Source organism: Hyphomonas sp., from assembly GCF_017792385.1.
Taxonomy (GTDB): domain Bacteria; phylum Pseudomonadota; class Alphaproteobacteria; order Caulobacterales; family Hyphomonadaceae; genus Hyphomonas.
Genome location: NZ_CP051230.1, coordinates 69,920 through 91,988 on the forward strand (window position 1 = coordinate 69,920; position 22,069 = coordinate 91,988).

General features: G+C 63.1%; 27 protein-coding genes. 15 read left to right on the forward strand and 12 right to left on the reverse strand.

The window, feature by feature from the left end; genetic code table 11:
- The first annotated feature begins 48 nt into the window (after positions 1-48).
- Both HF955_RS00310 and HF955_RS00315 read left to right on the forward strand, forming a co-directional pair.
- Positions 49-951 (forward strand): LysR family transcriptional regulator, encoded by a 903-nt coding sequence (locus HF955_RS00310; protein WP_291077039.1) that lies wholly within the window; start codon positions 49-51, stop codon positions 949-951.
- Positions 952-1,051: 100 nt separating this feature from the next.
- On the forward strand, positions 1,052-1,651 hold the full coding sequence (locus HF955_RS00315; RefSeq protein WP_291077040.1) for a flavodoxin family protein: 600 nt from the start codon (positions 1,052-1,054) through the stop codon (positions 1,649-1,651).
- 4 nt (positions 1,652-1,655) lie between these two features.
- Here HF955_RS00315 and HF955_RS00320 read toward each other — a convergent pair whose 3' ends face one another.
- Positions 1,656-2,261, reverse strand: coding sequence for a TetR/AcrR family transcriptional regulator (locus tag HF955_RS00320; protein WP_291077041.1), 606 nt, complete (start codon positions 2,259-2,261; stop codon positions 1,656-1,658).
- Positions 2,262-2,329: 68 nt separating this feature from the next.
- Here HF955_RS00320 and HF955_RS00325 point away from each other — a divergent pair, with 68 nt between their 5' ends.
- Positions 2,330-3,187 (forward strand): metal-dependent hydrolase, encoded by an 858-nt coding sequence (locus HF955_RS00325; RefSeq protein WP_291077042.1) that lies wholly within the window; start codon positions 2,330-2,332, stop codon positions 3,185-3,187.
- Between the two features lie 4 nt (positions 3,188-3,191).
- Here HF955_RS00325 and HF955_RS00330 read toward each other — a convergent pair whose 3' ends face one another.
- On the reverse strand, positions 3,192-3,794 hold the full coding sequence (locus tag HF955_RS00330) for a TetR/AcrR family transcriptional regulator (RefSeq protein WP_291077043.1): 603 nt from the start codon (positions 3,792-3,794) through the stop codon (positions 3,192-3,194).
- Positions 3,795-3,949: 155 nt separating this feature from the next.
- On the opposite strand from HF955_RS00330, the gene HF955_RS00335 reads away from it, so the two are divergent.
- On the forward strand, positions 3,950-4,504 hold the full coding sequence (locus HF955_RS00335) for a carboxymuconolactone decarboxylase family protein (RefSeq protein ID WP_291077044.1): 555 nt from the start codon (positions 3,950-3,952) through the stop codon (positions 4,502-4,504).
- A 50-nt stretch (positions 4,505-4,554) separates the two neighbouring features.
- Here HF955_RS00335 and HF955_RS00340 read toward each other — a convergent pair whose 3' ends face one another.
- A complete protein-coding gene (locus HF955_RS00340; RefSeq protein WP_291077045.1) occupies positions 4,555-5,004 on the reverse strand; it encodes a hypothetical protein in 450 nt (149 codons plus the stop codon).
- Between the two features lie 262 nt (positions 5,005-5,266).
- On the opposite strand from HF955_RS00340, the gene ftrA reads away from it, so the two are divergent.
- From ftrA to HF955_RS00355, 3 genes are all read left to right on the forward strand, one after another.
- Entirely contained in the window at positions 5,267-6,241 is a 975-nt protein-coding gene (gene ftrA, locus HF955_RS00345) for a transcriptional regulator FtrA (RefSeq protein WP_291077046.1), read from the forward strand.
- Between the two features lie 41 nt (positions 6,242-6,282).
- Positions 6,283-6,768 (forward strand): flavodoxin family protein, encoded by a 486-nt coding sequence (locus tag HF955_RS00350; RefSeq protein ID WP_291077047.1) that lies wholly within the window; start codon positions 6,283-6,285, stop codon positions 6,766-6,768.
- 104 nt (positions 6,769-6,872) lie between these two features.
- Positions 6,873-7,232: a hypothetical protein gene (locus HF955_RS00355; RefSeq protein WP_291077048.1), complete on the forward strand. Its 360-nt coding sequence runs from the start codon at positions 6,873-6,875 to the stop codon at positions 7,230-7,232.
- 136 nt (positions 7,233-7,368) lie between these two features.
- On the opposite strand, the gene HF955_RS00360 is transcribed toward HF955_RS00355, so the two are convergent.
- The 5 genes from HF955_RS00360 to HF955_RS00380 form a co-directional block, all read right to left on the reverse strand.
- Positions 7,369-7,806, reverse strand: a complete 438-nt coding sequence (locus HF955_RS00360) for a peptidylprolyl isomerase (protein WP_027836573.1) — start codon at positions 7,804-7,806, stop codon at positions 7,369-7,371.
- Positions 7,807-7,957: 151 nt separating this feature from the next.
- Complete coding sequence (locus HF955_RS00365) at positions 7,958-9,334, reverse strand: NAD-dependent succinate-semialdehyde dehydrogenase (protein ID WP_291077049.1); 1,377 nt, start codon at positions 9,332-9,334, stop codon at positions 7,958-7,960.
- Between the two features lie 86 nt (positions 9,335-9,420).
- Positions 9,421-9,855, reverse strand: a complete 435-nt coding sequence (locus HF955_RS00370; protein ID WP_291077050.1) for a DUF1801 domain-containing protein — start codon at positions 9,853-9,855, stop codon at positions 9,421-9,423.
- Between the two features lie 24 nt (positions 9,856-9,879).
- Positions 9,880-10,881, reverse strand: coding sequence for a TIGR00341 family protein (locus tag HF955_RS00375; protein ID WP_291077051.1), 1,002 nt, complete (start codon positions 10,879-10,881; stop codon positions 9,880-9,882).
- 6 nt (positions 10,882-10,887) lie between these two features.
- Positions 10,888-11,748 (reverse strand): NAD(P)-dependent oxidoreductase, encoded by an 861-nt coding sequence (locus tag HF955_RS00380; protein ID WP_291077052.1) that lies wholly within the window; start codon positions 11,746-11,748, stop codon positions 10,888-10,890.
- A 149-nt stretch (positions 11,749-11,897) separates the two neighbouring features.
- On the opposite strand from HF955_RS00380, the gene HF955_RS00385 reads away from it, so the two are divergent.
- From HF955_RS00385 to HF955_RS00415, 7 genes are read left to right on the forward strand one after another with little or no spacing between them, the layout of a single operon-like run.
- Complete coding sequence (locus HF955_RS00385; protein WP_291077053.1) at positions 11,898-12,590, forward strand: flagellar motor protein MotB; 693 nt, start codon at positions 11,898-11,900, stop codon at positions 12,588-12,590.
- Positions 12,591-12,634: 44 nt separating this feature from the next.
- On the forward strand, positions 12,635-14,479 hold the full coding sequence (locus HF955_RS00390) for an SLC13 family permease (RefSeq protein WP_291077054.1): 1,845 nt from the start codon (positions 12,635-12,637) through the stop codon (positions 14,477-14,479).
- Between the two features lie 16 nt (positions 14,480-14,495).
- Positions 14,496-15,254, forward strand: a complete 759-nt coding sequence (locus tag HF955_RS00395; protein WP_291077055.1) for an arginyltransferase — start codon at positions 14,496-14,498, stop codon at positions 15,252-15,254.
- 55 nt (positions 15,255-15,309) lie between these two features.
- A complete protein-coding gene (locus HF955_RS00400; RefSeq protein ID WP_291077056.1) occupies positions 15,310-16,419 on the forward strand; it encodes a TRAP transporter substrate-binding protein in 1,110 nt (369 codons plus the stop codon).
- Between the two features lie 17 nt (positions 16,420-16,436).
- Entirely contained in the window at positions 16,437-17,102 is a 666-nt protein-coding gene (locus HF955_RS00405) for a TRAP transporter small permease subunit (protein WP_291077057.1), read from the forward strand.
- The gene (locus HF955_RS00410; protein ID WP_367279809.1) at positions 17,092-18,678 is read left to right on the forward strand and encodes a TRAP transporter large permease subunit; all 1,587 of its coding nucleotides are present in this window, start codon (positions 17,092-17,094) and stop codon (positions 18,676-18,678) included. The genes HF955_RS00405 and HF955_RS00410 overlap by 11 nt, the downstream gene beginning before the upstream one ends.
- Before the next feature lies 1 nt (position 18,679).
- The gene (locus HF955_RS00415; protein ID WP_291077059.1) at positions 18,680-19,822 is read left to right on the forward strand and encodes an aminotransferase class I/II-fold pyridoxal phosphate-dependent enzyme; all 1,143 of its coding nucleotides are present in this window, start codon (positions 18,680-18,682) and stop codon (positions 19,820-19,822) included.
- Here the strand turns inward: HF955_RS00415 and HF955_RS00420 are convergent.
- From HF955_RS00420 to HF955_RS00435, 4 genes are all read right to left on the reverse strand, one after another.
- Positions 19,819-20,187, reverse strand: a complete 369-nt coding sequence (locus HF955_RS00420; protein ID WP_291077060.1) for a VOC family protein — start codon at positions 20,185-20,187, stop codon at positions 19,819-19,821. The genes HF955_RS00415 and HF955_RS00420 overlap by 4 nt on opposite strands.
- Positions 20,184-20,516, reverse strand: coding sequence for a hypothetical protein (locus HF955_RS00425; protein WP_291077061.1), 333 nt, complete (start codon positions 20,514-20,516; stop codon positions 20,184-20,186). The genes HF955_RS00420 and HF955_RS00425 overlap by 4 nt, the downstream gene beginning before the upstream one ends.
- Positions 20,517-20,551: 35 nt before the next feature.
- Entirely contained in the window at positions 20,552-21,115 is a 564-nt protein-coding gene (locus tag HF955_RS00430; RefSeq protein WP_027836587.1) for a LemA family protein, read from the reverse strand.
- 72 nt (positions 21,116-21,187) lie between these two features.
- Positions 21,188-21,526, reverse strand: coding sequence for a helix-turn-helix domain-containing protein (locus HF955_RS00435; protein ID WP_291077062.1), 339 nt, complete (start codon positions 21,524-21,526; stop codon positions 21,188-21,190).
- 55 nt (positions 21,527-21,581) lie between these two features.
- Here HF955_RS00435 and HF955_RS00440 point away from each other — a divergent pair, with 55 nt between their 5' ends.
- Complete coding sequence (locus HF955_RS00440; protein WP_291077063.1) at positions 21,582-22,028, forward strand: SRPBCC family protein; 447 nt, start codon at positions 21,582-21,584, stop codon at positions 22,026-22,028.
- Positions 22,029-22,069 lie beyond the last annotated feature (41 nt).

Here is a 22,069-nt window from a genome sequence, read left to right on the forward strand (position 1 = left end):
GGTGATAATTGCTGGAATGATCGAAAGACTGTTTCCTGTGAGTGGACAATGGACCGTTTCTCCAGCCTGACCGTGTTCCGGCGCGTCATCGAATGCGGCAGCTTCAGCGCCGCCGCCCGTGACCTGAACTATTCCAATGCCGCAGTCAGCAAGATGGTGAAGGATCTCGAAGCCGAGCTTGGCGCGCAGCTGATCGTGCGCACCACCCGCTCGCTGCACCTCACCGACATCGGCAGGACCTATTTCGACCAGGTGTCGGACCTGCTGGACGGGCTCGCCGCCGCCGATGAACAGGTCCGGGCCGAAACCGGCACGCCGCGTGGCCGACTGCGGGTCGCCGCGCCCATGTCCTTCGGGCTCGCCACGGTGGCGCACATGTTGCCGCGGTTTGCAGCGCGCCATCCGGAAATCCGGATCGACCTGGTCATGAATGACCGTTTCGTTGATCTCGTCGATGAGGGCTTCGACCTGGCGATCCGCGGCGGCGCGCTTGCGGATTCCAGCCTCAGGGCCCGCAAGCTGCACGATATCAGGCGCGTCCTCTGCGCGGCGCCGGACTATCTGTCTCGTCACGCCCCGCCTGCCACTCCGGAGGATCTGGCGAGCCATGCCGGCCTCGTCTACACCGGCGCACAAACGCCCGATGTCTGGCATCTGCGGCAGGGCGTCCGGCAGGCCGCCATTCCCGTCCGGTCCGTATTCCGCGCCAACAGCTCCCTAGCGGTGCGCGAGGCCGCGCTGTCCGGGCTCGGCGTTGCGCTGGTGCCGGATCTCTATGTCCGCGATGCCCTGTCATCGGGCACGCTGGTGCAGATCCTGCCCGATTGGGAAGGGGCGCCACAGGCCCTTCACGCCCTCTACCCGGCGCATCGCGAACAATCCCTGAAACACCGGTTGCTGATCGATTTCCTGGTCGGGGAGTTCGCCGCGCTCGGGCCGGCACCTGCCTGATCCGATTGTTCGCTCCCGGTAAAAAGCCTTGTTCCCGAACGGGCACTTATCCGGCTGGCCCGGATGACTAGTTTGGCCTCCCCAAACACTGGAGAGCGTCATGTCCATTCTTGTTTCCATCGTCTACCATTCCGGCTACGGCCACACATCCGTCCTGGCCCGGAGCGTCCAGTCCGGCGTTGCATCCATTGAAGGTGCGGCCCCGCATCTTGTCGATGTCACGCAGATGACCGACCGGTGCTGGGAAATCCTCGACGCATCCGATGCCATCATCTTCGGCTCACCCACCTATATGGGCGCGGTGTCCGGCCCCTTCAAAACCTTCATGGACAGGACGTCCGGCATCTGGTTCCAGCGCGGCTGGCAGGACAAGCTCGCCGCCGGCTTCACCGTCTCCAGCTCACAGGCCGGAGACAAGTTCGCCACGCTCAGCCAGCTTGCCACGCTGGCCGCCCAACACGGCATGCTCTGGATCAGCCTCGGCCTTGTGCCGGGCAACAATGCCTCCACCGCCTCGATCGATGACATCAACCGAATCGGCGGCTCGCTCGGCGTAATGGCCCAGGCAAATGCCGATCAGGGCGGCGATGTCGCGCCTCCGGAGGCAGACCGGGAAACGGCCCGTCTGCTCGGCCAGCGCGTCGCCGGTCTGGCGGTCCGCTTTGCCCAGGCCGTCCGGCTCGAAGCCGTCACGATCTGACGGCCTACCCGGCCAGCTTCTCGAAATAGCTCATCAGCATCTGCAGCGTCAGCTCCCGGGCGCGCTCCGGGGGCTTGCCGATGAGATTGCCGAGCGACGGGCCGAAGAGGCCGGTGCCGAGGGCGAGCGTCACGCTCATCAGGATCATGTCCTCAGCCAGTCCCGGCGGAATGCCGGCCTGGCTGATTTTCTTCTGCGCCACATCCTGCACGGCTTTCTGCACCACGGTCAGGCGGCTGGTCTCGTCGGTCAATTCCAGCCAGGCGGCCAGCCGGGCCGCCCCGCGGGTCTCCAGCGCCTCGAACAGCGTCCGCAGTGCCACTTCCCGCGCCCGCACCGGCCCGTCAGCGGGAATCTGAATCGCCAGGATCGCATCCACCAGGTCGGCGATCATCCGCTCCATGAGGGCCTGCTGCACGGCGTCGATGGAGCCGAAATGGTGCAGCACGGTGGCATTCGCCACACCCGCCGCCTTGGCCACATCGGCCAGGCGCAGCGTCTGCGGCCCCTGTTCCACCAGCAAGGTCTCTGCGGCGGCCAGGATGTTGGCGCGCGATTCCTCGGGCGTACGACGGATTCGGGCCGGGCTGTCTTTTTTCTTTATTGACATTTTTGTCAGTAGTGTTACCTGTTGCGACAAGACGATTGCCAGTTCTGTACCAGAAAGCAGTAAACACAATGACGCGCAAACGCACCCCCGAAGACATCACCATCCAGCCGCGCGACCTGCGTTTCGACATGTCCGCCGCCGATGATGGCCGCCCCTGGCTCGACGGGAACCCCGTCGCCACGGCCGTCTACAACGCCATGTCGCTGACCTTTCCGGAGGGCGAGCGCATGTTCATGGATGCGGTGAAGGCCTATCGCGGGGATGTCTCGGGCAAGCTGGCCGAGGATGTGAAGGATTTCATCCGCCAGGAAGCGATCCATTCGCGCGAACACCATTTGCTGAACAACAAGATCGACCGCGAGAAATACCCGGTCGCAGAGATCGACGCGGAAATCATGGAGCGGATCAATTTCGGCCGTGCCGGGGGCCCGATGCGCATGCTGATGGCCACGATCTGCCTCGAACATTTCACCTCCATGATGGCGGATTTGATGTTCGATGCCGACATTGATGGCGTGCCGATCTTCAGCCAGACCGATCCCGCACTCGAACGCCTCTGGCGGTGGCATGCGATGGAAGAGACCGAACACAAGGCCGTCGCCTATGACGTCTTCCTGGAAGTCACCAAGGGCTGGCCCGCCTTCAAGCGCTATTTCCGGCGCAGCCTGTCCATGCTGCTGATCACGAAACACTTCACCGCCAATATCGCGACCTTCTCCGCCATGCTGCTGGAGGCTGACGGCTATACGCGCGAAGAGGCCGACCGTGCCGTGAAGGAATTCCTGTGGAAGAAGCCGGCCCTGTTCGGGCGTGGCTGGAAGGTCTGGCTGTCCTGGTTCAAGCCCGGCTTCCATCCGTGGGATCATGACAATCGCCACGCCATGGATGACTGGAAAGAGGCGCTCACCCCCGTCCCGGCCGAGTGATCATTCAGGCCGCAGTCTCGGCCGCCAGCTGTTCGAACGGCGCGGCCAGATCATCGACGAAATCCGCCAGCTCCGCCCCGGCCAAGCCGCGCTGCAATTCGATCTGCAAGGAGGTCAGCGCCGCCTGATAGCGCCTTGCGAGGCGCGCCGTATCCGCCGCTTCCGGCACGTCGCCGGCGGCCTGCGCCGCCGCGAAGCCCGTTTCGAATTCGCCTTTCATCCGGTCCAGATAGTCCCGCGCAGGGCCTGAAATCTCTGAATCTGTCGCCGTCGCTTCCAGCAGCGTCTTCAGCAACAGGCAGGCATGCACCCGCGTGCCGGGCGCGTCCTCGGCATAGGCCCGGAGGAACCCCGCCAGCCCAGTGAGGGGCGAGTCCGCCTCCGCCATATGCGCGCGAAACCCGGCCTGCATCTTTTCGAAATACCGCTCCATCGCCGCAAGGAACAAGGCCTGCTTGCTCTTGAAAGCGGCATAGATGCTGCCCGGCCGCATGTTCAGCGCGGTTTCGAGATCCTTCAGTGATGTCGCGTGATACCCCTTCGCCCAGAACAGGCGAACAGCGGCCTCCAGCGCGGCATCCCGGTCATAGGCAGGCATACGTGTCATGCCCTCAAGATAGGGTCTCAGGGCGCGCTTGTCTCGTCCCGCCGCTCACATTTGAGTGATCGCTCAAAAAAGATCTTGGTTTCGCGGCCGGGCCTCCCAGATGAGGTGGGCCCCGACGAACGGGCACACAAACACTCACCGCAAGGAGCCCCCAGATGACCGATTTCACTCTCCACACCGAAGACACCGCCCCCGCAGACAGCCGCGAAATCCTCGCTGGCGCCCGGAAAAGCATGGGCATCGTCCCGAACCTTTACGCCGTCATGGCCGAGGCGCCGGGCCTGCTGAAAGCCTACAAGGAGCTTGGCGACCTGTTCCAGGCCTCCAGCTTCGACAAGGACGAGTTGACCGTGGTGTGGCAGGCCATCAATGTCGAGCATAGCTGCCACTATTGTGTCCCCGCGCACACGGCGATCGCAGGCAGCATGGGCGTCAGCCAGGACATCACGGACGCCCTGCGCAACGAAACGCCCCTGCCGAGCGACAAGCTGGAAGCGCTGCGCACCTTCACGCTCAGCGTCGTGCGCAATCGCGGCAATGTCGATGACGCCGCCGTGAAGGCCTTCCTCGATGCCGGCTACACCCAGCGCCAGATCCTCGAAGTCGTGCTCGGCGTCGCGCAGAAGACGATCTCGAACTATACAAACCACCTCGCACAAACGCCGGTGGACGCACCATTCGCGAAATTCGAATGGCACAAGGCCGGCTAACCCGCCGCCTTGACCTGGCCGGTGCGGTCCCCCTCCCGCACCGGCCTTTTTCAATTCGCCTCCTCCACGCGATACAACGCCTTCAGCTCCACGGTGGGAGCAAAGCCCGGCTCAGCGTCCAGGGCATGCTCAATCGCTTCATAGGCCAGCGCATACTGCCCGAGATCATGATGAGCGAGCGCCAGATTGTGGAAATACTGCGCGCGGTTTTCCGAGGCCGGTACCTCGGATTCAGTCAGCACCCGCAGGGCCAGTCCCGGCTTGCCGGAACTGAGATAGACGGCGGCGCAGCTCGTCGCCGTGGCCGCCCCCGCATCATGATAAGCCAGTGCGCCCGCGCAATCCTGCTGTGCCAGGCCGAGCTGTCCTGCGCGCCGGTAGAGTATTGCCCGATTGGTCAGACCTGCGATGCGCAAACGGTCACGCGGCGGATCGCTTTCCACAAGCTCCGTGCACGCCTCGACACCGTTCTGGTCGGCCGATCCGGGCCGCTGAACCACGTCGAAGCACCTCTCCACATGCGAAGCTTCTCCCATCAATGAACGCACATACACGCCTGCGGGGTCAGCGATTGCGGCCTGCGCCGTCAACGCGGCCCCAACGCTGCAAACCCCCACTGCCAAGCGCGAAATTTCTCTCCTGTTCATCGGTCCGGACTCCTGTGTCTGCTGCTGGATGCCCAAAACCTAGGGGATTGCCTGACTGAACCGAATTGGCGATAATGACAATATATGGTTGATTTTCGCCAATCCGGAGGCACGCTTGCCAGACACGACACATCAGGCTCCTCATCTCATCGTCGCGCTCGCGTATGAGGGGCTGTGGCCGCTCGAATTCGGTATCGCGGCAGAGATATTTGGCTGGTCCCGGCCCGAACTCGACACCGATTGGTACGAGTTCCGGGTTGCTTGTTCGGAGAACGTGTCCCGGGCCGTGGGCGGCTTCGCATTGGCCTCTCCGCACGGTCTGGACAGCCTGGAAGACGCGGACACGATCATCATTCCGGGATGGCGCAATGTCGAGGAGGCACCCCCAGCGGAGGTTCAGCGCGCCCTGATTTCGGCTCATGATCGCGGCGCGCGGCTGGTTTCCTATTGCAGCGGCGCGTTAGCGCTCGCCCACACCGGCCTGCTCGATGGCCGGCGCGCGACAACACATTGGCGCTACCTGCCGATGATGAGAGACCTGTTTCCGCAAGTCGAGACGCAGGAAGACGTTCTGTACGTGCAGGATTCCAACATCATCACCTCCGCTGGCAGCAGCGCCGCAATCGATGCGAGCCTCCATGTCATCCGGTGCGATCACGGCTCGGCGATTGCAAACAAGGTTGCCCGCAGCCTGGTTGCACCTCCTCATCGGGATGGAGGCCAGTCCCAATATGTCGAAGCCCCGATACAGGAGCGTCCGGGCACATCCATTGCCTCGGTCCTGGACTGGGCCCGCGAAAATCTGGACAAGCCCCTGACCGTGACCGAACTGGCGAAACATGCCGGCATGAGCGAACGGACCTTCCTGCGGCGGTTCCGCGACGGCACGGGAACGACACCGCTCAAATGGCTGCGCAGTGAAAGAGTGTTCAGAGCCATGAGCCTGCTCGAATCCACACAGATGGATTCCGCAGACATCGCCCACCAGTGCGGCTTTGGCTCCACGGAGACATTCCGCGCCGTCTTCCGGCAGGTTTCAGGAACGTCTCCGCTCGCCTATCGCAGACGGTTTGACGCCAGGGATGGTTGATGCGCACTTGCCGAGAGCGATCTGGCTTGGAATGAAGGGGCATGCCCCGATTGCTCATCATCTATCATTCCCGCACCGGCGGAACGCGCCAGATGGCCGAAGCCGCCGCCGAGGCCGCCGGGAACGAAACTGACACTGAACTGAAACGCGCTGAACACGCCCTGCCGGACGATCTGCTTGCCGCAGATGGATATCTGTTCGCCGCGCCGGAAAACCTCGCCGCCCTGTCCGGCGCGATGAAGGAGTTCTTTGACCGCTGCTACTATCCCGTTCTCGGAAAGATCGAGGGCCGCCCCTATGGCCTGATGATCTGCGCCGGATCGGATGGTGAAAACGCTGCCCGCCAGGCCGCGCGGATCGCAACAGGCTGGCGGCTGAAACAGGTACAGCCGCCGCTGATCATCTGCACCCACGCGCAGACCGAAGCAGAAATTCTCGCGGAAAAGACCATTCCTGACACAGACCTCGCCAAATGCCGCGATCTGGGCGCGGCGCTCGGGGCGGGAATCGAAATGGGCGTCTTCTGATGTTCGCCGCCTATCCCCGGCTTTGGCGCGCCAGCCAGCTGAAATCATTGCCGAAAAAACTAAACTCATCCCACACCGTCCGGACCCGGCCTATACTGCCTGGCATGATCGAGGCGCGCCATATCCGCTATTATGCCTTTGTCTGGCCCCTGTTCTGGCCGGTCCTGTGGCTCAATCTGCGCTGGCTCGTAGCCTGGCAGAAGCAGACACGTCGCGCCGTCCTCATCCGCATTGACCGCTGCGGCAATCTCACCATTCAGGCGATGGCGGATGCGCCGACTCCCGGCCGCTACAATCATACGCCGCCCGCATTCCCGGCTTGGGATCGCCCGTCATGCTGGAGCGACCTGCCGCAGAATATCGGCAACATGGCACAGCTGGAAGCCGTACATGCCGCACGGGCCGGGGCCCCACGCCCCCTGGACGCCCCGATGGCTCCGCTCATCTTGCACGATACGTCCTGATACGGATTTTTTACTCAACTCAGCCCTGCTTGACCGGATGGCCGCCGCCAGACCGGCCAAACATGCTGGCTGAAAAGAAAAACGGCGGCGCCCTGCTATGGAACGCCGCCGTTTCTGGATCGACTGTCAGGAAACGCTAGGCCGCCGCGTCGATCTTGACCAGTTCGATGGCGAAGGTCAGGTCCTCACCGGCCAGCGGATGGTTCGCATCCAGCGTGACGGAGCTGTCGTCAACCGCTGCCACCGTCACCGGAATGACCTGTCCGTTCTGGGTCTGCATCTGCAGGCGCGTGCCCACTTCCAGCGGAATGTCAGCCGGGATGTCGCCGCGCGGCACATCCTGCTTCATGGCCGGGTTGACCTGTCCATAGGCATCGTCACAGGCCACATTGACGGTCTTCTTGTCGCCAACCGCCATGCCCGGAATGGCAGAATCGAGGCCCGGAATGATCTGGCCGGAGCCCACCTGGAAGCTCAGCGGCTCGCGGCCTTCGGAACTGTCGAACGTCGTGCCGTCATTCAGCGTGCCGGTGTAATGAATGTGTACGGTGTCGCCCGTTTTCACTTGCGTCATGGTCTCTCTCCGGAATTGGAAGGTGGATTTCAGAGGCCGCGTCGCGCGCACGGGTGCTCTGTCGAACTCCCGCCATACCTAGGTGATCTGGGGCAGATGTAAACCCGAGCGGTGGGAAAAGGCCCGGCGCGATGCCGGGCCAACCCATTGATCAGTATACGAAAACGGCCTTGACGTTGACGAACTCCTTCATGCCGAACCCGCCATGTTCCCGGCCATAGCCGGAATCCTTCACCCCGCCAAACGGCATGTTGGGCGTGGCAATGCCATAGCCATTGATCATCACCATGCCGGTGTCGAAATGGTTGCAGGCCAGCTCGATTGCCCGTTCCTCATTGGCGGAGAAGATGCCGCCGCCAAGGCCATACCGGCTGTCATTGGCAATGCGCAGGGCGTCTTCATCATCCTTCGCGCGGATGACCGAGGCGACCGGACCGAACAATTCGTCATCATAGGCCGGCTGGCCAGGGGCGACTTCGGTCAGCACGGTGGCGGGATAGTATGCGCCCTCGCCGCCGGGAATGCGCCCGCCACACCGGATCACGGCGCCCTTCTCCACGCTTTGCGTCACCTGCTCATGCAGCGTCTCGCGCAGATCCGCACGGGCCATCGGACCGATATCCGTTTCCTCGCTGAACGGGTCGCCATGCCGGATCTTCTCCATGGCCTCGACGAACCGGTCGACAAAATCATCATACCGCGCCTCGGTCACGATGAAGCGCTTCGCGTTCACACAGGTCTCGCCATTGTTGAACAGGCGACCCTCGACGGACTTTTTCACCGCCAGATCGAGGTCGGCATCTTCCAGAACAAGATACGCATCATTCGACCCCAACTCCAGCACGGTCTTTTTCAGCGCCTTGCCTGCCTGCTCGGCCACGATCCTGCCGGCGCCGTCACTGCCCGTCAGCGTCACACCGCGCACACGGTCATGCTCGATCACCTTCTCGGACTGGTCATGCGAGATCAACAAGACCGTAAACAGATGTTTGGGCAGGCCTGCCGCCTCATAGATATCCCGCAGCATCAGCCCGCTTCCGGTACACGTCTCCGCATGTTTCAGCAGCACGCCATTGCCTGCCATGAGGTTCGAGATGGAATAGCGGATCGCCTGGTACAGCGGGAAGTTCCAGGGCTGGATGCCGTACACGATTCCAATCGGCGAATAGGTGATGATGCCCTTTCTGCCGGTCATGATCTCGCGGTCCTCACTGGCCAGTTCCTTCGGGCCCTGCTCAGCGGTGTAGTCACAGATCCCGGCGCACAGTTTCACTTCTTCCTGGCCATCGCGATACAGCTTGCCCATCTCCCTGGTCATCAGTTCGGCATAGTCATCGACATGCTTGCGCAACTCCTCGCCGATGGCCCTGATCACCTTGGCGCGGTCCTCAAGGCTGCGCTGGCGCCATTCCAGATGAGCCGCATGGCACTGCTCGATGGCGGTCATCATCTCCCCATTGCTCATGCGCGGATAGGTGTTCAGCAACTCGCCGGTTGCCGGATTGATGGTCTTGAGGGGATCGTTCATTCGGGGAGGTCTCCAATCTGGTGTTCCCAGACTGAACGGGCCGCCCCTCCGGCAGTTCCGATCACATTCCCGTTAGGGACAGCGGCCTATTCCGGCCAGGTCTCGTAATGCTCGGTCATGTAGGCCACGCCGTCCTCGACGATCTCCCTCAGCACGTCCATGTCGATGTCGGCCAGCTTGTTGATGTAGAGACAGCTCTTGCCCAGCTTGTGCTTGCCCAGCCGCGCCAGCTTCTCGCCCATGTCGCGATAGCCCGGCATGATATACATCACCAGATTGGCCTTGCGCGGGGAAAAGCCGGTGATCAGCATGTCACCCTCGCGTCCGCTGTCGTACTTGTAATGATAGCGGCCATAGCCGATCAGGCTCGGCCCCCACATTTTCGGCGCGTAGCCTGTGACATCCTCAAACCATTTCAGCAGCACTTCGGCATCTTCGCGCCTGCGATCATGCTCAACGCTGGCAATGAAATCGGCTGGCGACACATCGGTCGGCTGGGTCTTGTTCTCGTTCTTTGCCATGCGCGCCTCCCTGTCCCGGAAAGCCTAACCGACCGACACTTCCGAGCCAAGATCCAGCCAGATGATCAGGGCGGTGGCGATGGCCAGCAGCAGCACCGACAAGCCGGCATTGATCCAGACGGCGCGCAGCGCATTCTTCTGGTCGATCCAGGAACGCGGCCGGATCTTCCGCAGCCGGAAGACGATCAACGCCGCCAGGACCAGCGCCACGACGTTCAGCGCCAGCAACAGGCCGGCCCGCATGGCCAGCGTCCAGTGCCCCGTTCCCACGAACAGGCCCAGCGCCGCGCCCGGCGGCAAGAGGGCCGCGGCCACCATGACGCCGACAAGGGCCGATGCCTGCCCGCGCGTCAGGGACAGCGCCGCCGCGCCGCCCGCCGCCATGGCCAGCGCCAGCCCGTCCAGCCGAACTTCAGCGCGGGACATGAGCTCCCGGCTCTGCAGGTCGATCTCCAGCAGGAAGGACAAGACCCATGCGCAGAACAGGGCGATGGCGATGCCCGACGCCAGCGTCACCGAGGCGCGCTTGAGTAGTTTGAAGTCGCCCAGCGCCGCCCCCATGGAAAAGCCGAGCACCGGCCCCAGCAGGGGCGCAATCACCATCGCGCCAATCACGGCCGCGATGCCATCGGAGTTCAGGCCGATGGCCGCCACGATGGTGGAAAGCACCACCATGATGATGAAATCCCGATCCAGCCGCGCGCCGGTGGAGACGTCGGAATAGATCTCCTCCCGCGTCGCCTGGATCTGTTTCTGCGCCTTCTGGTCGGTGGCCTCCTCGATGTTCGGGGCGGTCGCCTCGACCGGCAAAACCGTGATGCGGAAATCGTCGCAGGTTTCCAGCGCCGTCTGGATATTGTCGATCAGCGATTGCCCGGTGCCTTCGCGAATGAAGACCGAGATCAGCTTGCGGTCCTTGCGTTCGGTGTTCTGGACATAATAGTCGATCGGGTCGGCCGCCTTCACGGCGCGGATTACCGTGTCGAACCGGTCGTCGGCAGGCAGGTGAACTTCCAGCAGGCGCATGCCGGATCAGTCCCGCGTCAGACGGGCAATCAGGCTGGACGTGTCCCAGCGCTGTCCGCCCATCGCCTGAACGTCGGCGTAGTATTGGTCCACCGTCGCCGTCAGCGGCAGGCTTGCGCCATTCTCCCGCGCCGCCTCCAGCGCGATCCGCAGATCCTTCCGCATCCAGTCAACGGCAAAGCCATGCTCGAAATGCCCCTCGACCATCGTCTTCCAGCGATTGTCCATCTGCCAGCTCTGCGCTGCGCCGCCACTGATCGCCGCGATCACCTTCTCGGCATCCAGCCCAGCCTGCTCGGCAAAGTGCAAGCCTTCGGAAAGGCCCTGCACGATGCCCGCAATACAGATCTGGTTCACGGACTTGGCAAGCTGGCCTGCGCCGCTCTCGCCGATCAGGGTCATGCTCTTGCCATAGGCCGCCATGACGGGCTCGGCAGATTTGAACGCGGCTTCCTCACCGCCGCACATGATGGTCAGCTTGCCATTGATGGCCCCGGCCTCGCCGCCGCTGATGGGTGCATCCAGAAAGCGCGCGCCCTTTACCCGGCAGCGTTCGTCGAGTTCCCGCGCCAGCCCCGCAGAGGCGGTGGTGTGGTCCACCACGATCATGCCCGCGCCCAGGCTCGGCTCCAACTGGTCGAACACTTCGCGCACATCCGGATCATCGCCCAGGCACAGAAACACGAACTCCCCGCCGAACGCCGCATCTGCCGGATCCTTCGCCACCTCGCCCTTGTGACGGGCCGCCCAGTCACCGCGCTTGGCCTCGCTGCGGTTCCACACCGTCACCTGATGTCCTCTGGCCGCCAGATGTCCCGCCATGTGGAACCCCATGACCCCAAGGCCAAGAAACGCAGTTTTCGCCATGTCCAGTCTCCGTGCTCTGCCGGGCGCTTGTTCTGTTGTGGACCAGTTAGATTGAATTTCAGGGAAATCCCACCCTTTGTTCTCAACGCCCATAAACCAAGGCCTGATACAAACAGCCCTCCTGACAGAATGAAGGGATGCTGTAGCGCATGGCGATTGCCACCACCAATCCGCAACGCTTTCCGGGCAGAAGGCCCGGCGCGCCCCGTCGCAAGATGGGGACTTGGAAGATGGCCTATGCCGACTTCCTGACCGCGCTGATGGCCTTTTTCCTGCTGCTGTGGCTGGTCAGCGGCGTCTCGCCGGCCTCGCGCGCCGCCATCGCGGACTATTTCACGGGCGACGCCCGCCCGGCCGCGGCTGCAGGTCCGCTTGTGGACATGCGCCCGTCCGAGGCCCAGCGCCTGATCACCCGTCTCGCAGCCACCCCGGCCCTGCAGGCCGCTGGCGACAGCGTCCGGATCGCATCCACCGCAGACGGCTTGCGCATCGACCTCGTCGACTCCGCCGCGCGCCCGCTCTTTGCCAGCAATAGCGGCGCGCTCAGTGAAGCCGGAACCGATCTCACCCGCCAGGTTGGCGCGGTCCTTGCGCCGCTGTCAGCCGCCTTCACCATTGAAGGTCATACCGACGCCTTCACGCCGCGCGATTCGGCGCGCAGCAATTGGGAGATTTCCTCGGAGCGCGCCAATACGGCGCTGCGGCTTCTGGTCTCGGCGGGCGTTTCCCCTGATCGTGTAACAGCTGTGACAGGACTGGCTGCAACTCGCCCCCTCAATCCCGGGGAACCGCACTTGTCAGCCAATCGCCGCATAAGCATATTGCTTCACATTGACGGCTAGTCCTTGGGGGCCGGGCCGGGGCGTGCTGATGAACCGGAGCCTCAATGCTGACTGAATTGGTCCAAACTTGGCCGATGTGGGCGAGCCTCGCCATCGTCTGCGCAGCCATCACATTCTACATGCTCGACCGCTGGTCGATGGAGTTTGTGTCGGTCTGCGTGATCGCGGCCCTGATGGTCGTGTTCATCCTGCCCGGCGCACACGATACGGACGGCAATCCGATCAGCGCAGGAGACCTTCTGTCCGGGTTCGGGAACCCGGCCCTGATCACGATCATGGCGCTGCTCGTGGTCGGCCAGGGCCTGTTCCAGACCGGTGCCCTCGAAGGGCCCACCAAGGCCCTGCTCGCCGGCTATGACAAACGCCCCGTCACGACATTGCTGCTGGCCTTCCTCGCGGTCTTCGTGACCAGCGCCTTCGTCAACAACACGCCCATCGTGATCATGTTCCTGCCGGTGATGACCGCCATCGCCATGCGCATGAACGCGCCACAATCGCGCCTGATGATGCCGCTCAGCTTTGCCTCCATCTTCGCCGGCATGACCACGCTGATCGGCACCTCGACCAATCTGCTGGCCGCCGAATCCTATGACCGCATCACGGGCGAGCAACTCGGCTTCTTCGACCAGACGCCGATGGGACTCATCCTGGCTGGCGCGGGCTTGCTGTACATTCTCATCTTTTCGAAATTCCTGCTGCCCAATCGCCGCGGCCTGTCTGACGACATCGTCCAGCCATCCGGCAAACAATTCGTGGCGCAGATCGAAGTCACACAGGGCCATTTCCTGCTCGGCAAGAAGCCCGTCGCCGGCATGTTCACGGACCTGCCCGACATGACTGTGCGGATGATCCAGCGCGGAGAGCGCGCCTTCCTGCCACCCTATGAGGATATCAGCCTCCAGGCCGGTGACCTCGTCATCATTGCCGCCACCCGCGCCGCCCTCCAGAACGTGTTGGCCCGCCAGCCGGACTTCCTGCAACAGGTCTGGCAGGCCTCCGGCGCAGATCTCGAGGATTCCTCGCGCCCCGGCACGCTGGCACTGACAGAGGCTGTCATCGCTCCCGGTTCGCGCATGGTCGGACGCACGGTGGAAATGCTCGGCTTCCGTCGCCTGACCCGTGCCGTGACCCTGGGCATCCAGCGCCGCAGCCGCATGATTCGCACCAAGCTGGGCGAGATTCGCCTCGAGTCAGGCGATACGTTGCTGCTCTGCGGCCCGGTCGAGGCGTTCCGCGAATTGCGCTCCAGCCGCGACCTGATCCTGCTGGAATGGTCGCAGACCGAAATCCCGCTCACCACCAAGGCGCTTGCCGCCCGCGTAATCGCCCTGTCCCTGGTCATCGCCGCGGCCTCTGGCCTGCTGTCGATCCTGCATGCCTCGGTCCTGGCCGCCGTGGCCATGCTGATCGCGGGCTGTCTGAACACCCGGCAGGCCAGCCGCGCACTGGATTTGCGTATTTTCCTCGTGATCGGCGCCGCCCTGGCCATGGGCATGGCGCTGGAAAAGACCGGCGCCGCTGACGAAATCGCCCATGCGGTCGTCAATCTGGCTTCGCCCTATGGCACGCTCGCCGTGCTGTCTGCCATCTTCCTCGCCGTCGCGCTGATGACCAATCTCCTGTCGAACGCCGCCACGGCGATCCTGTTCTCGCCAATTGCCCTGTCGGCCGCAGCCGAGCTGCAGGTCGAGGATCCACTGCCCTTCCTCCTCGCCGTCATCTATGGCGCCAATTGCTGTTTCGCCACGCCGATCGCCTATCAGACCAACATGCTGGTCATGGGTCCGGGACACTACAAGTTCGGGGATTTCATGAAGTTTGGCGGCCCGCTCGTGATACTCTTATGGATCGTGTTTACGATATTCGCCCCTTGGCGGTTCGATTTGTAAGTGTATCGTCGGAGCCATGAAGTTCACAGACTCCCAGATCCTGCCGCCAGGGCTTGAGCGCTCGCTGCGATTCTACGTGACGAATCCCAGCCCGTGCCCCTATCTGCCGGGCCTGAAGGAACGCAAGGCGTTTACCAATCTCGCCATTGGCGACGCCGATCTGGTGCACAATTCCCTGAGCCAGGCCGGCTTCCGGCGCAGCCAGACCATCGCCTATCGCCCGGCCTGTCCGCGCTGCAATGCCTGCCGCAGTGTCCGCGTCCCCACACGGGAATTCACCCTGTCACGCAATGACCGGCGCACCCTGAACCGGAACACGTCGCTGGTCCGCCGCCCGGTCGAGTCGCAGCCCAGCCGGGAGCAATACCGGTTGCTGAAATCCTATCTGAAATCCCGGCATGACGGCGCTGGCATGTCGGACATGTCGTATCGCGAATACAGCGCCATGGTCAGCGGCAGCCCGGTCCAGAGCCTGATCTTCGAATATCGTGACGGCCCGGAAGAAGATGCGCCCCTGATCGCCGCATCGCTTACCGATGTGCTGCGCGACGGCTTCTCGATGGTCTACACCTTCTTCGACCCCGCCCTCTCATCGCGCGGGCTCGGCCACTATCTGATCCTGGACCACATTCTGCACGCTCAGGAACTGGGCCTGCCGCATGTCTATCTCGGCTATTGGGTGAAGGGCAGTCAGAAGATGGATTACAAGCGGCGCTACAAGCCGCTGGAGGTGCTGGACGGGGAGAGCTGGCGCCCGCTGGAAGACGACGAATAACAAGGGTTTCGCCTCATATCTGACGCAAGATCAGGGAGGCACGGGGAGAGGATTCATGATCCACAGACGTAATCTGCTGGGCGCCGGAGCGCTCGGCCTCGCAGGCGCAGCTGCAGCCTTCGCCAATCCTGAAAAGGCGGCCGATCTTGCCGCCCCGGCCATCGCCCGCAACCGGCGTCGCTTCAACATGGTCACCACCTGGCCGAAAGGCCTGCCCGGCCTTGGCGAAGCGGCCGAACGGGTGGCACAGCGCATACAGCAGATGTCGGACGGCCTCATGGAAGTGAAGGTGTTCGCCGCCGGTGAACTCGTCCCGCCCTTCGAGTGTTTCGACGCCGTCTCCAACGGGTCGGCGGACATGTATCACGGGGCCGAATACTACTGGACCGCCAAGTCCAGCGCCTACCCCTTCTTCACCGCAGTGCCCTTCGGCATGACCGCTCAGGAATTGATGGGCTGGATCGATTTTGGCGGCGGCCAGTCGCTCTGGGATGAACTGTCCGCCCAATTCGGTATCAAGCCCATTCAGGCTGCCAATACCGGCCACCAGATGGGCGGCTGGTTCCGCAAGGAAATCAACAGCCTGGATGATCTGGTCGGCCTGAAAATGCGGATCCCCGGTCAGGGTGGCGACGTCCTGCGCGCCTTGGGCGGATCGTCCGTGGCCCTGCCGGGCGGAGAAATCTACCAATCGCTCCAGACCGGAGCGATCGACGCCACCGAATGGGTCGGCCCCTGGAACGACTATTATCTCGGCTTCTACCGGGAAGCGCCCTACTATTACGGTCCGGGCTTCCACGAACCGGGCGCCAGCCTCGCCGTGGGCATGAACCTTCGCGTCTGGGAAGGGCTCACACCGGGAGAACAGGCGATCATCCGGGCCGCCTGCGAGAGCGTGAACCATCTCTCGCTCGGCGAATTCACCTATCAGAATTCGGTCCATCTCGACCTGCTCATCCGCGATCATGGCGTCCAGATGCGCAGCTTCCCCGACGAAGTTGTCAGCCGCATGGCCGAAGCGGCCTGGGATGTGCGCGCCGCCTCCGGACGGGACGGGATCGAGAAGCGGATCTATGACAGTTTCGAGGCCAGCCTCAAGCTGATGCGCGGCTGGGCCGATGTGTCCGAAGGGCCGTACTACGCCGCCCGCAACGCGAACAAATAGGCTGGAGGCGGGTTGGCATGTCTCCGGAAATCTTTCTCACACTGGGCGGATGGCTGAACTGGCTGGGCCTCGCCCTGTCTCCCCTGCTGCTGTTGCCGCTGATCATTCTCGTCTGGCCAGAACCGGTCGAAGGCGTTGGCAAACGGCTGGTCGGCATCATCGACACAGCCACAGGCTGGGCGCTCGGCGCGGCCATCACCAGCGCGCTGGTCCTTGTGGGGGCGCAATTGCTGGTCGTCCTGCTGCGCTACGCTTTCGGCCTTTCCTTCACCTGGCTGAATGAGATCGTGATCTACGCGTTCGCGGCCATGTTCATGCTCGGCTCGGCTTCGGCGCTTCGGGACGACGCGCATGTTCGGGTCGACATCCTCCGCCCCCGGTTCGGCCCGCAGGGACGCAACTGGATTGAACTGGCCGGCATCTACCTGTTCCTGTTCCCGATCTGCATCCGCCTGCTGATGATGACCGAACAAGGCCTTGCCCGCAGCTGGGCCCTGTTTGAAGGCTCGCGGGAGTCAGATGGTCTGCCGCTCCTCTTCCTGTTCAAGACCTTGCTGCCGGCCTTCGCCGTGCTGATGGTCGCACAGGGCCTGTCGGAAGCGCTCAAGGCCGCCTTGCGCCTGACCGGAAAGCTCGAGGACGCAGCCGAAGAAGACCCGCATGGGGGCCTCCATGGAGCTTGAGGTTGTCCTTGCCGTTTCGATGTTTGTCTGCGCCGTGCTGGCCCTGCTGGCCGGCTACCAGGTGGCCCTGACCCTTGGCGGCGTCGCCCTGTTGTTCGCCCTTGTGGGCATCGGGATCGGCGTGTTCGACGAGGCCTTCCTGCGCAATCTGCCCAGCCGCATTCTCGGCGGATCGATCATGCAGAACCAGACACTGATCGCCGTTCCGCTCTTCGTGCTCATGGGCGTGATTCTCGAACGCTCCCGGGTCGCAGAGGACCTGCTGCACATCGCCAGCCGCCTGCTGGGCAAAGTACGCGGCGGGCTCGGCTTTGCGGTCGTCCTCGTCGGCGCCCTGCTGGCCGCCTCCACCGGCATTGTCGGCGCCACGGTCATCACCATGACGCTGATCGCGCTGCCAACCATGTTGCGTCAGGGATATGACCCGCGCCTCGCCACGGGCACCATCGCCGCCTCCGGCACCCTGGGCCAGATCATTCCCCCCTCCATCGTGCTGATCCTGCTCGCCGATGCCATCTCCAATGCGGCCAGCCAGGCCAGCCAGGCGACTGGCACGGCCGGCTCATTCGTCGTCTCCGTCGGCGACCTGTTTGCCGGCGCGCTGATCCCCGGCCTGCTGCTCGTCGGGCTCTATCTCGGCTGGATCGCCGTGACGGCCTTCCGCAAGCCGCACCGCTGCCCCCCGGTACAGGACGATGACAGCCCGCCCCTGACGACCCGCGAGGTTGCATTCGGTCTGGGCGCGCCACTTCTTCTGATTGTGGCCGTTCTCGGCGCCATACTGGGTGGGGTTGCCCCGCCCACTGAAGCAGCGGCCATCGGCGTGGCCGGGGCCGTCCTGCTGGCCGGGCTTCGCCTCGCCGACGACGAGCATGAACGCCGCATCACCTGGCTCCTGCTGGCCGGCCTGGCCAGCGTGGTCGCCATCATCATCCTGCGAAACCTGTTCGACCTTCGCACCGGCGTCGAACGCATCGGCATGGCCAATGAGGTCGGAATCGTCCTGACCGCCCTGGCCGGGCTCGTCTTCTTCGCCGGTGTCGCCACCGGTCTCATCGTCATGCGCCGCTTGGGTCAGTTGACGCCTGCCCTGAAAAGCGCAACCCAGATCACCTCCATGGTGTTCCTGATCCTGATCGGCGCCTCCCTGTTCAGCCTCGTTTTTCGCGGCTATGGCGGCGATGACATCGTGGCCGAAGTGCTGCACGCCATGCCCGGCGGAAAATGGGGGGCGCTGGTGATGACCATGCTGGTCATGTTCGTGCTCGGCTTCTTCCTCGATTTCATTGAGATCGTCTTTGTCGTGGTTCCGCTGGTTGCACCGCCCTTGATCATCCTCGGCTTCGATCCGGTCTGGCTGGCCATCCTGATGGCGCTGAACCTGCAAACCAGTTTCCTGACGCCGCCCTTCGGATTTGCCTTGTTCTATCTGCGCGGCGCGGCGCCCTCCAGCGTGAAAACCCTGCAGATATGGCAGGGCGCAATCCCCTTTATCTGCTTGCAGCTTCTGCTGATCGGCCTGGTTGCGGCAATTCCCGCCTTGGCAACATGGCTGCCGTCCCTTACCGCCCATTAATATGGGACAAGACATCGATCCGTTTCGCGCCATGGCGGTCAGCCGGCGGGCGCACGAGTTGAAGGCAGCCGGCCGCCGCATCCTCCACATGGAGTTCGGCCAGCCCTCTACCCCAGCCCCGCTGGGTGCCATTGCAAAGGCACATGAGGTGCTGGACACGGATGCGATGGGCTATTGGGAAAGCCGTCCGCTCAAGGAGCGCCTTTGCACCCATTACCGGGACATGTATGGCGTGGATCTGTCACCGGACCGGATCACGCTGACTTGCGGGGCGTCCCCGGCTCTTGTCCTGGCGCTCTCGACGGCCTTCTCACCGGGCGACCGGATTGCCTTTGCCCGGCCGGGCTATGTCGCCTATCGCAACACGCTGCGGGCCCTGAATCTGGAACCGGTAGAAATCGCCTGCGGCGCGGATGTCCGCTATCAGCTGACAGCCGCCGCACTTGAAACCATCGAGCCTGCCCCGGCCGGCCTCATCCTGTCGAGCCCGGCAAACCCGACCGGCACCATCATTCCGGAAAAGGAGCTGGCACAGCTCGCAGCCGTCGCAAAGGCCCGGAACATCCGCATCGTGTCAGACGAAATCTATCACGGGCTCAGCTATGGTCCGCCGACGCGCTCCATGCTCGAATTCGATCCGAACGCCTACATCGTGAACTCGTTCTCGAAATACTTCTCCATGCCGGCCTGGCGACTCGGCTGGCTGGTCTCTCCGGAAGACGGCGCGGCCCGCACCGGCGCCTATGCCGGAAATCTGTTCCTGACGCCGCCTTCCCTGTCGCAGCATGCCGGGCTCGTCGCCATGGACAGCCGCGACGAACTGGAAGGGCATGTTGCCGTCTATCGACGCAATCGCGAATTGATGCTGGACGCCATGCCCCGTCTCGGCCTCGACCGGATCGCTCCGCCGGATGGCGCCTTCTATATCTATGCAGACGTTTCCCGCTACACGCAGGACAGCATGGCCTTCTGCCTGGACCTGCTGGAAGACACCGGCATCGCGACCGCGCCGGGCGTGGATTTCGACCCGGTCGACGGCCATCATTACATGCGCTTCTCGTTCGCGCTCTCCACTCCGGAGATCGAGGAGGCGATCGCCTTGCTGGAGCCCTGGTTCGCCCAACGCGCGGCAAAGCCCGCCTAAACCAGATTGAGCTGCCAGGATACGCCGAACCGGTCAGCCACCCAGCCGAAGCGCTGACTGAACCCGTAATCGTCCAGCGGCATCATCACCTGCCCACCCTCCGACAAGGCATCATAGGCCGCGCGCTGTGCATCTGCATCACTGAACTCGATGAACAGGGAGGTGGATGGTGTGAACGTGAAGTCATGCCGGGCCGGGCTGTCGACCAGCAGGATTTCGTGCCCGGCAAGACGCCATTCGGCCATGTAGACCGGCCCGTCCCGCAGGCAGGAGTCACTTTCCGGGAACACTTCGCCATACAGTGCCAGTGCCTCAGCTGCCCGGCCTTCGAACATCAGATAAGTCGAAACGCGGGCCACACTCATCTGTCTGTCTCGCAGTCATAGTCCGCAACGGCTCCGCCATCCGGTGTCCGCTCCAGCGCTATGAAGTCACACCCCTCGGGGGCCGCTGCCTTCGCAGCTTCCAGCAAGGCATCCTCGGTCGGCGCCTCTGCCACGCCAAAGGTTCCGTCCGTCTTCACCGAGAATTTCAGCTTGAAGCCCTGCCCCTCAGCGGGTGAGGCAAAGAAGCTGTAGCCACCGCCCGCAACCGTGCGATCAGGCAACCCGTTCCATGTCGATGCGCTCCAGCCGGATGAAGACGCGGCGCAAGCCCCAAGGACAAGCGCCGCGCAGATTGCTGGATGTTTCATGGTCCCACCTCCGTATCCGAAGGGGGCAGTCTATCCTAGAATTTGACTTCCGGCACCGTGGAAAGCGCTTCGCGACCCTCGACGCCGACATCGAAGAAATCGCGCGGCTCGAAATTGAACATGCCGGCCACGATGGAGCCCGGGAATTGCTCGCGGGACGTGTTGTAGTCCTGCACCGCGGAATTGTAGAACCGGCGCGCCGCGGCCAGCTTGTCTTCGATCGAGGAAAGCTCTGTCTGCAGCTGCTGGAAATTCACATTGGCCTTCAGGTCGGGATAGGCTTCGGCCAGCGCGAAAAGCTTGCCGAGCGAGGCCGTCAGCATGCCTTCGGCTGCAGACATTTCGGCCGGCGTGCTTGCACTCTGCGCGGCGCTGCGGGCCTTGATGACGGCATCCAGCGTCTCCTTTTCGTGCGACGCGTATCCCTTCACCGTCTCGACAAGGTTCGGGATCAGATTCTGGCGCTGTTTCAGCTGCACATCCACGTCCGCAAAGGCCTGATTGACCCTTTGGCGCTTCATCACAAGGCCGTTGTAGATGAGGATGACAAAGCCGACGATCGCCACGATCGCAGCCAGGATTACGAGAATGGGGCTCATTAGGCGTCCCTCCATAAGAACCGGATAACAAAGGGGTATCCGCGCCCGGCCTGCAGCGCAAGGGAGGGATGACTATCCAGCGACGGTTTCCGTTTCCAGCCCGGACTTGAGGCGGTCCAGCATGCCGACAGCGCCGCGCGCATACTCACCGATCCACCGGTCATGAATGTGCTTGATCGGCAGGGCGTTGAGATAGTTCCAGCGTCGCCGCCCCACCCGCCGCACCAGGACAAGGTCAGCTGCTTCGAGCACGCCAAGATGCTGCATCACGGTGCATCGGTTCAAATGAGCGAACCGCGCGCACAGCTCTCCGGTTGTCTGCGGAGCGTCCTTCAACGCGTCCAGCAGGTCCCTTCGAACCGGCGCGGCCAGCGCCTTGAAGACGAGATCAGATTGCTCTTCGCTTGACATGTTATTTTTTTATAACATTAATTGACGGCAGGCAAGCTGGTCCGGGAGGCGATCCATGACACCCAAATTCGAAGTCAGCGGGCGTATCAATCGCCCGGTTCACGAAGTCTTCGAGGCGGTCGCGGACCCGAAGGAGCTATCCAGTTATTTCACGACCGGAGGCGCCCGGGGGCGTCTCGAGGCGGGCGTCACCGTGACCTGGGATTTTCATGATTTTCCCGGCGCCTTCCCCGTGCAGGTCGTTGAGGTGGAACCGGACAAGCGGATCGTGCTCAAATGGGGCGGGGATGATGATGGCAGCGTCGAGACCACAGTCACCATCCGGTTCGAGTCCACGGAAGATGACCGAACGATTGTATCCATTTCCGAGGAAGGCTGGCCGAAAACCGAGGATGGCCTGAAGAACTCCTACGGCAATTGCATGGGCTGGTCGCAAATGATTTGCGCCATGAAGGCGTGGGTCGAACACGGCATCAATTTGCGCGAAGGCATGTATGCCTGAACCGGGCGGCCTGATCTGAATCAAGCCCCGGGCTTGACCCG

Excerpts from the sequence above, each read along its gene's own strand:
- HF955_RS00310 (WP_291077039.1), top strand. The coding sequence starts at position 49 with ATGGACCGTTTCTCCAGCCTGACCGTGTTCCGGCGCGTCATCGAATGC.
- HF955_RS00315 (WP_291077040.1), top strand. The coding sequence starts at position 1,052 with ATGTCCATTCTTGTTTCCATCGTCTACCATTCCGGCTACGGCCACACA.
- HF955_RS00320 (WP_291077041.1), bottom strand. The coding sequence starts at position 2,261 with ATGTCAATAAAGAAAAAAGACAGCCCGGCCCGAATCCGTCGTACGCCC.
- HF955_RS00325 (WP_291077042.1), top strand. The coding sequence starts at position 2,330 with ATGACGCGCAAACGCACCCCCGAAGACATCACCATCCAGCCGCGCGAC.
- HF955_RS00330 (WP_291077043.1), bottom strand. The coding sequence starts at position 3,794 with ATGACACGTATGCCTGCCTATGACCGGGATGCCGCGCTGGAGGCCGCT.
- HF955_RS00335 (WP_291077044.1), top strand. The coding sequence starts at position 3,950 with ATGACCGATTTCACTCTCCACACCGAAGACACCGCCCCCGCAGACAGC.
- HF955_RS00350 (WP_291077047.1), top strand. The coding sequence starts at position 6,283 with ATGCCCCGATTGCTCATCATCTATCATTCCCGCACCGGCGGAACGCGC.
- HF955_RS00355 (WP_291077048.1), top strand. The coding sequence starts at position 6,873 with ATGATCGAGGCGCGCCATATCCGCTATTATGCCTTTGTCTGGCCCCTG.
- HF955_RS00360 (WP_027836573.1), bottom strand. The coding sequence starts at position 7,806 with ATGACGCAAGTGAAAACGGGCGACACCGTACACATTCATTACACCGGC.
- HF955_RS00365 (WP_291077049.1), bottom strand. The coding sequence starts at position 9,334 with ATGAACGATCCCCTCAAGACCATCAATCCGGCAACCGGCGAGTTGCTG.
- HF955_RS00370 (WP_291077050.1), bottom strand. The coding sequence starts at position 9,855 with ATGGCAAAGAACGAGAACAAGACCCAGCCGACCGATGTGTCGCCAGCC.
- HF955_RS00375 (WP_291077051.1), bottom strand. The coding sequence starts at position 10,881 with ATGCGCCTGCTGGAAGTTCACCTGCCTGCCGACGACCGGTTCGACACG.
- HF955_RS00380 (WP_291077052.1), bottom strand. The coding sequence starts at position 11,748 with ATGGCGAAAACTGCGTTTCTTGGCCTTGGGGTCATGGGGTTCCACATG.
- HF955_RS00385 (WP_291077053.1), top strand. The coding sequence starts at position 11,898 with ATGGCGATTGCCACCACCAATCCGCAACGCTTTCCGGGCAGAAGGCCC.
- HF955_RS00390 (WP_291077054.1), top strand. The coding sequence starts at position 12,635 with ATGCTGACTGAATTGGTCCAAACTTGGCCGATGTGGGCGAGCCTCGCC.
- HF955_RS00395 (WP_291077055.1), top strand. The coding sequence starts at position 14,496 with ATGAAGTTCACAGACTCCCAGATCCTGCCGCCAGGGCTTGAGCGCTCG.
- HF955_RS00400 (WP_291077056.1), top strand. The coding sequence starts at position 15,310 with ATGATCCACAGACGTAATCTGCTGGGCGCCGGAGCGCTCGGCCTCGCA.
- HF955_RS00405 (WP_291077057.1), top strand. The coding sequence starts at position 16,437 with ATGTCTCCGGAAATCTTTCTCACACTGGGCGGATGGCTGAACTGGCTG.
- HF955_RS00410 (WP_367279809.1), top strand. The coding sequence starts at position 17,092 with ATGGAGCTTGAGGTTGTCCTTGCCGTTTCGATGTTTGTCTGCGCCGTG.
- HF955_RS00415 (WP_291077059.1), top strand. The coding sequence starts at position 18,680 with ATGGGACAAGACATCGATCCGTTTCGCGCCATGGCGGTCAGCCGGCGG.
- HF955_RS00420 (WP_291077060.1), bottom strand. The coding sequence starts at position 20,187 with ATGAGTGTGGCCCGCGTTTCGACTTATCTGATGTTCGAAGGCCGGGCA.
- HF955_RS00425 (WP_291077061.1), bottom strand. The coding sequence starts at position 20,516 with ATGAAACATCCAGCAATCTGCGCGGCGCTTGTCCTTGGGGCTTGCGCC.
- HF955_RS00430 (WP_027836587.1), bottom strand. The coding sequence starts at position 21,115 with ATGAGCCCCATTCTCGTAATCCTGGCTGCGATCGTGGCGATCGTCGGC.
- HF955_RS00435 (WP_291077062.1), bottom strand. The coding sequence starts at position 21,526 with ATGTCAAGCGAAGAGCAATCTGATCTCGTCTTCAAGGCGCTGGCCGCG.
- HF955_RS00440 (WP_291077063.1), top strand. The coding sequence starts at position 21,582 with ATGACACCCAAATTCGAAGTCAGCGGGCGTATCAATCGCCCGGTTCAC.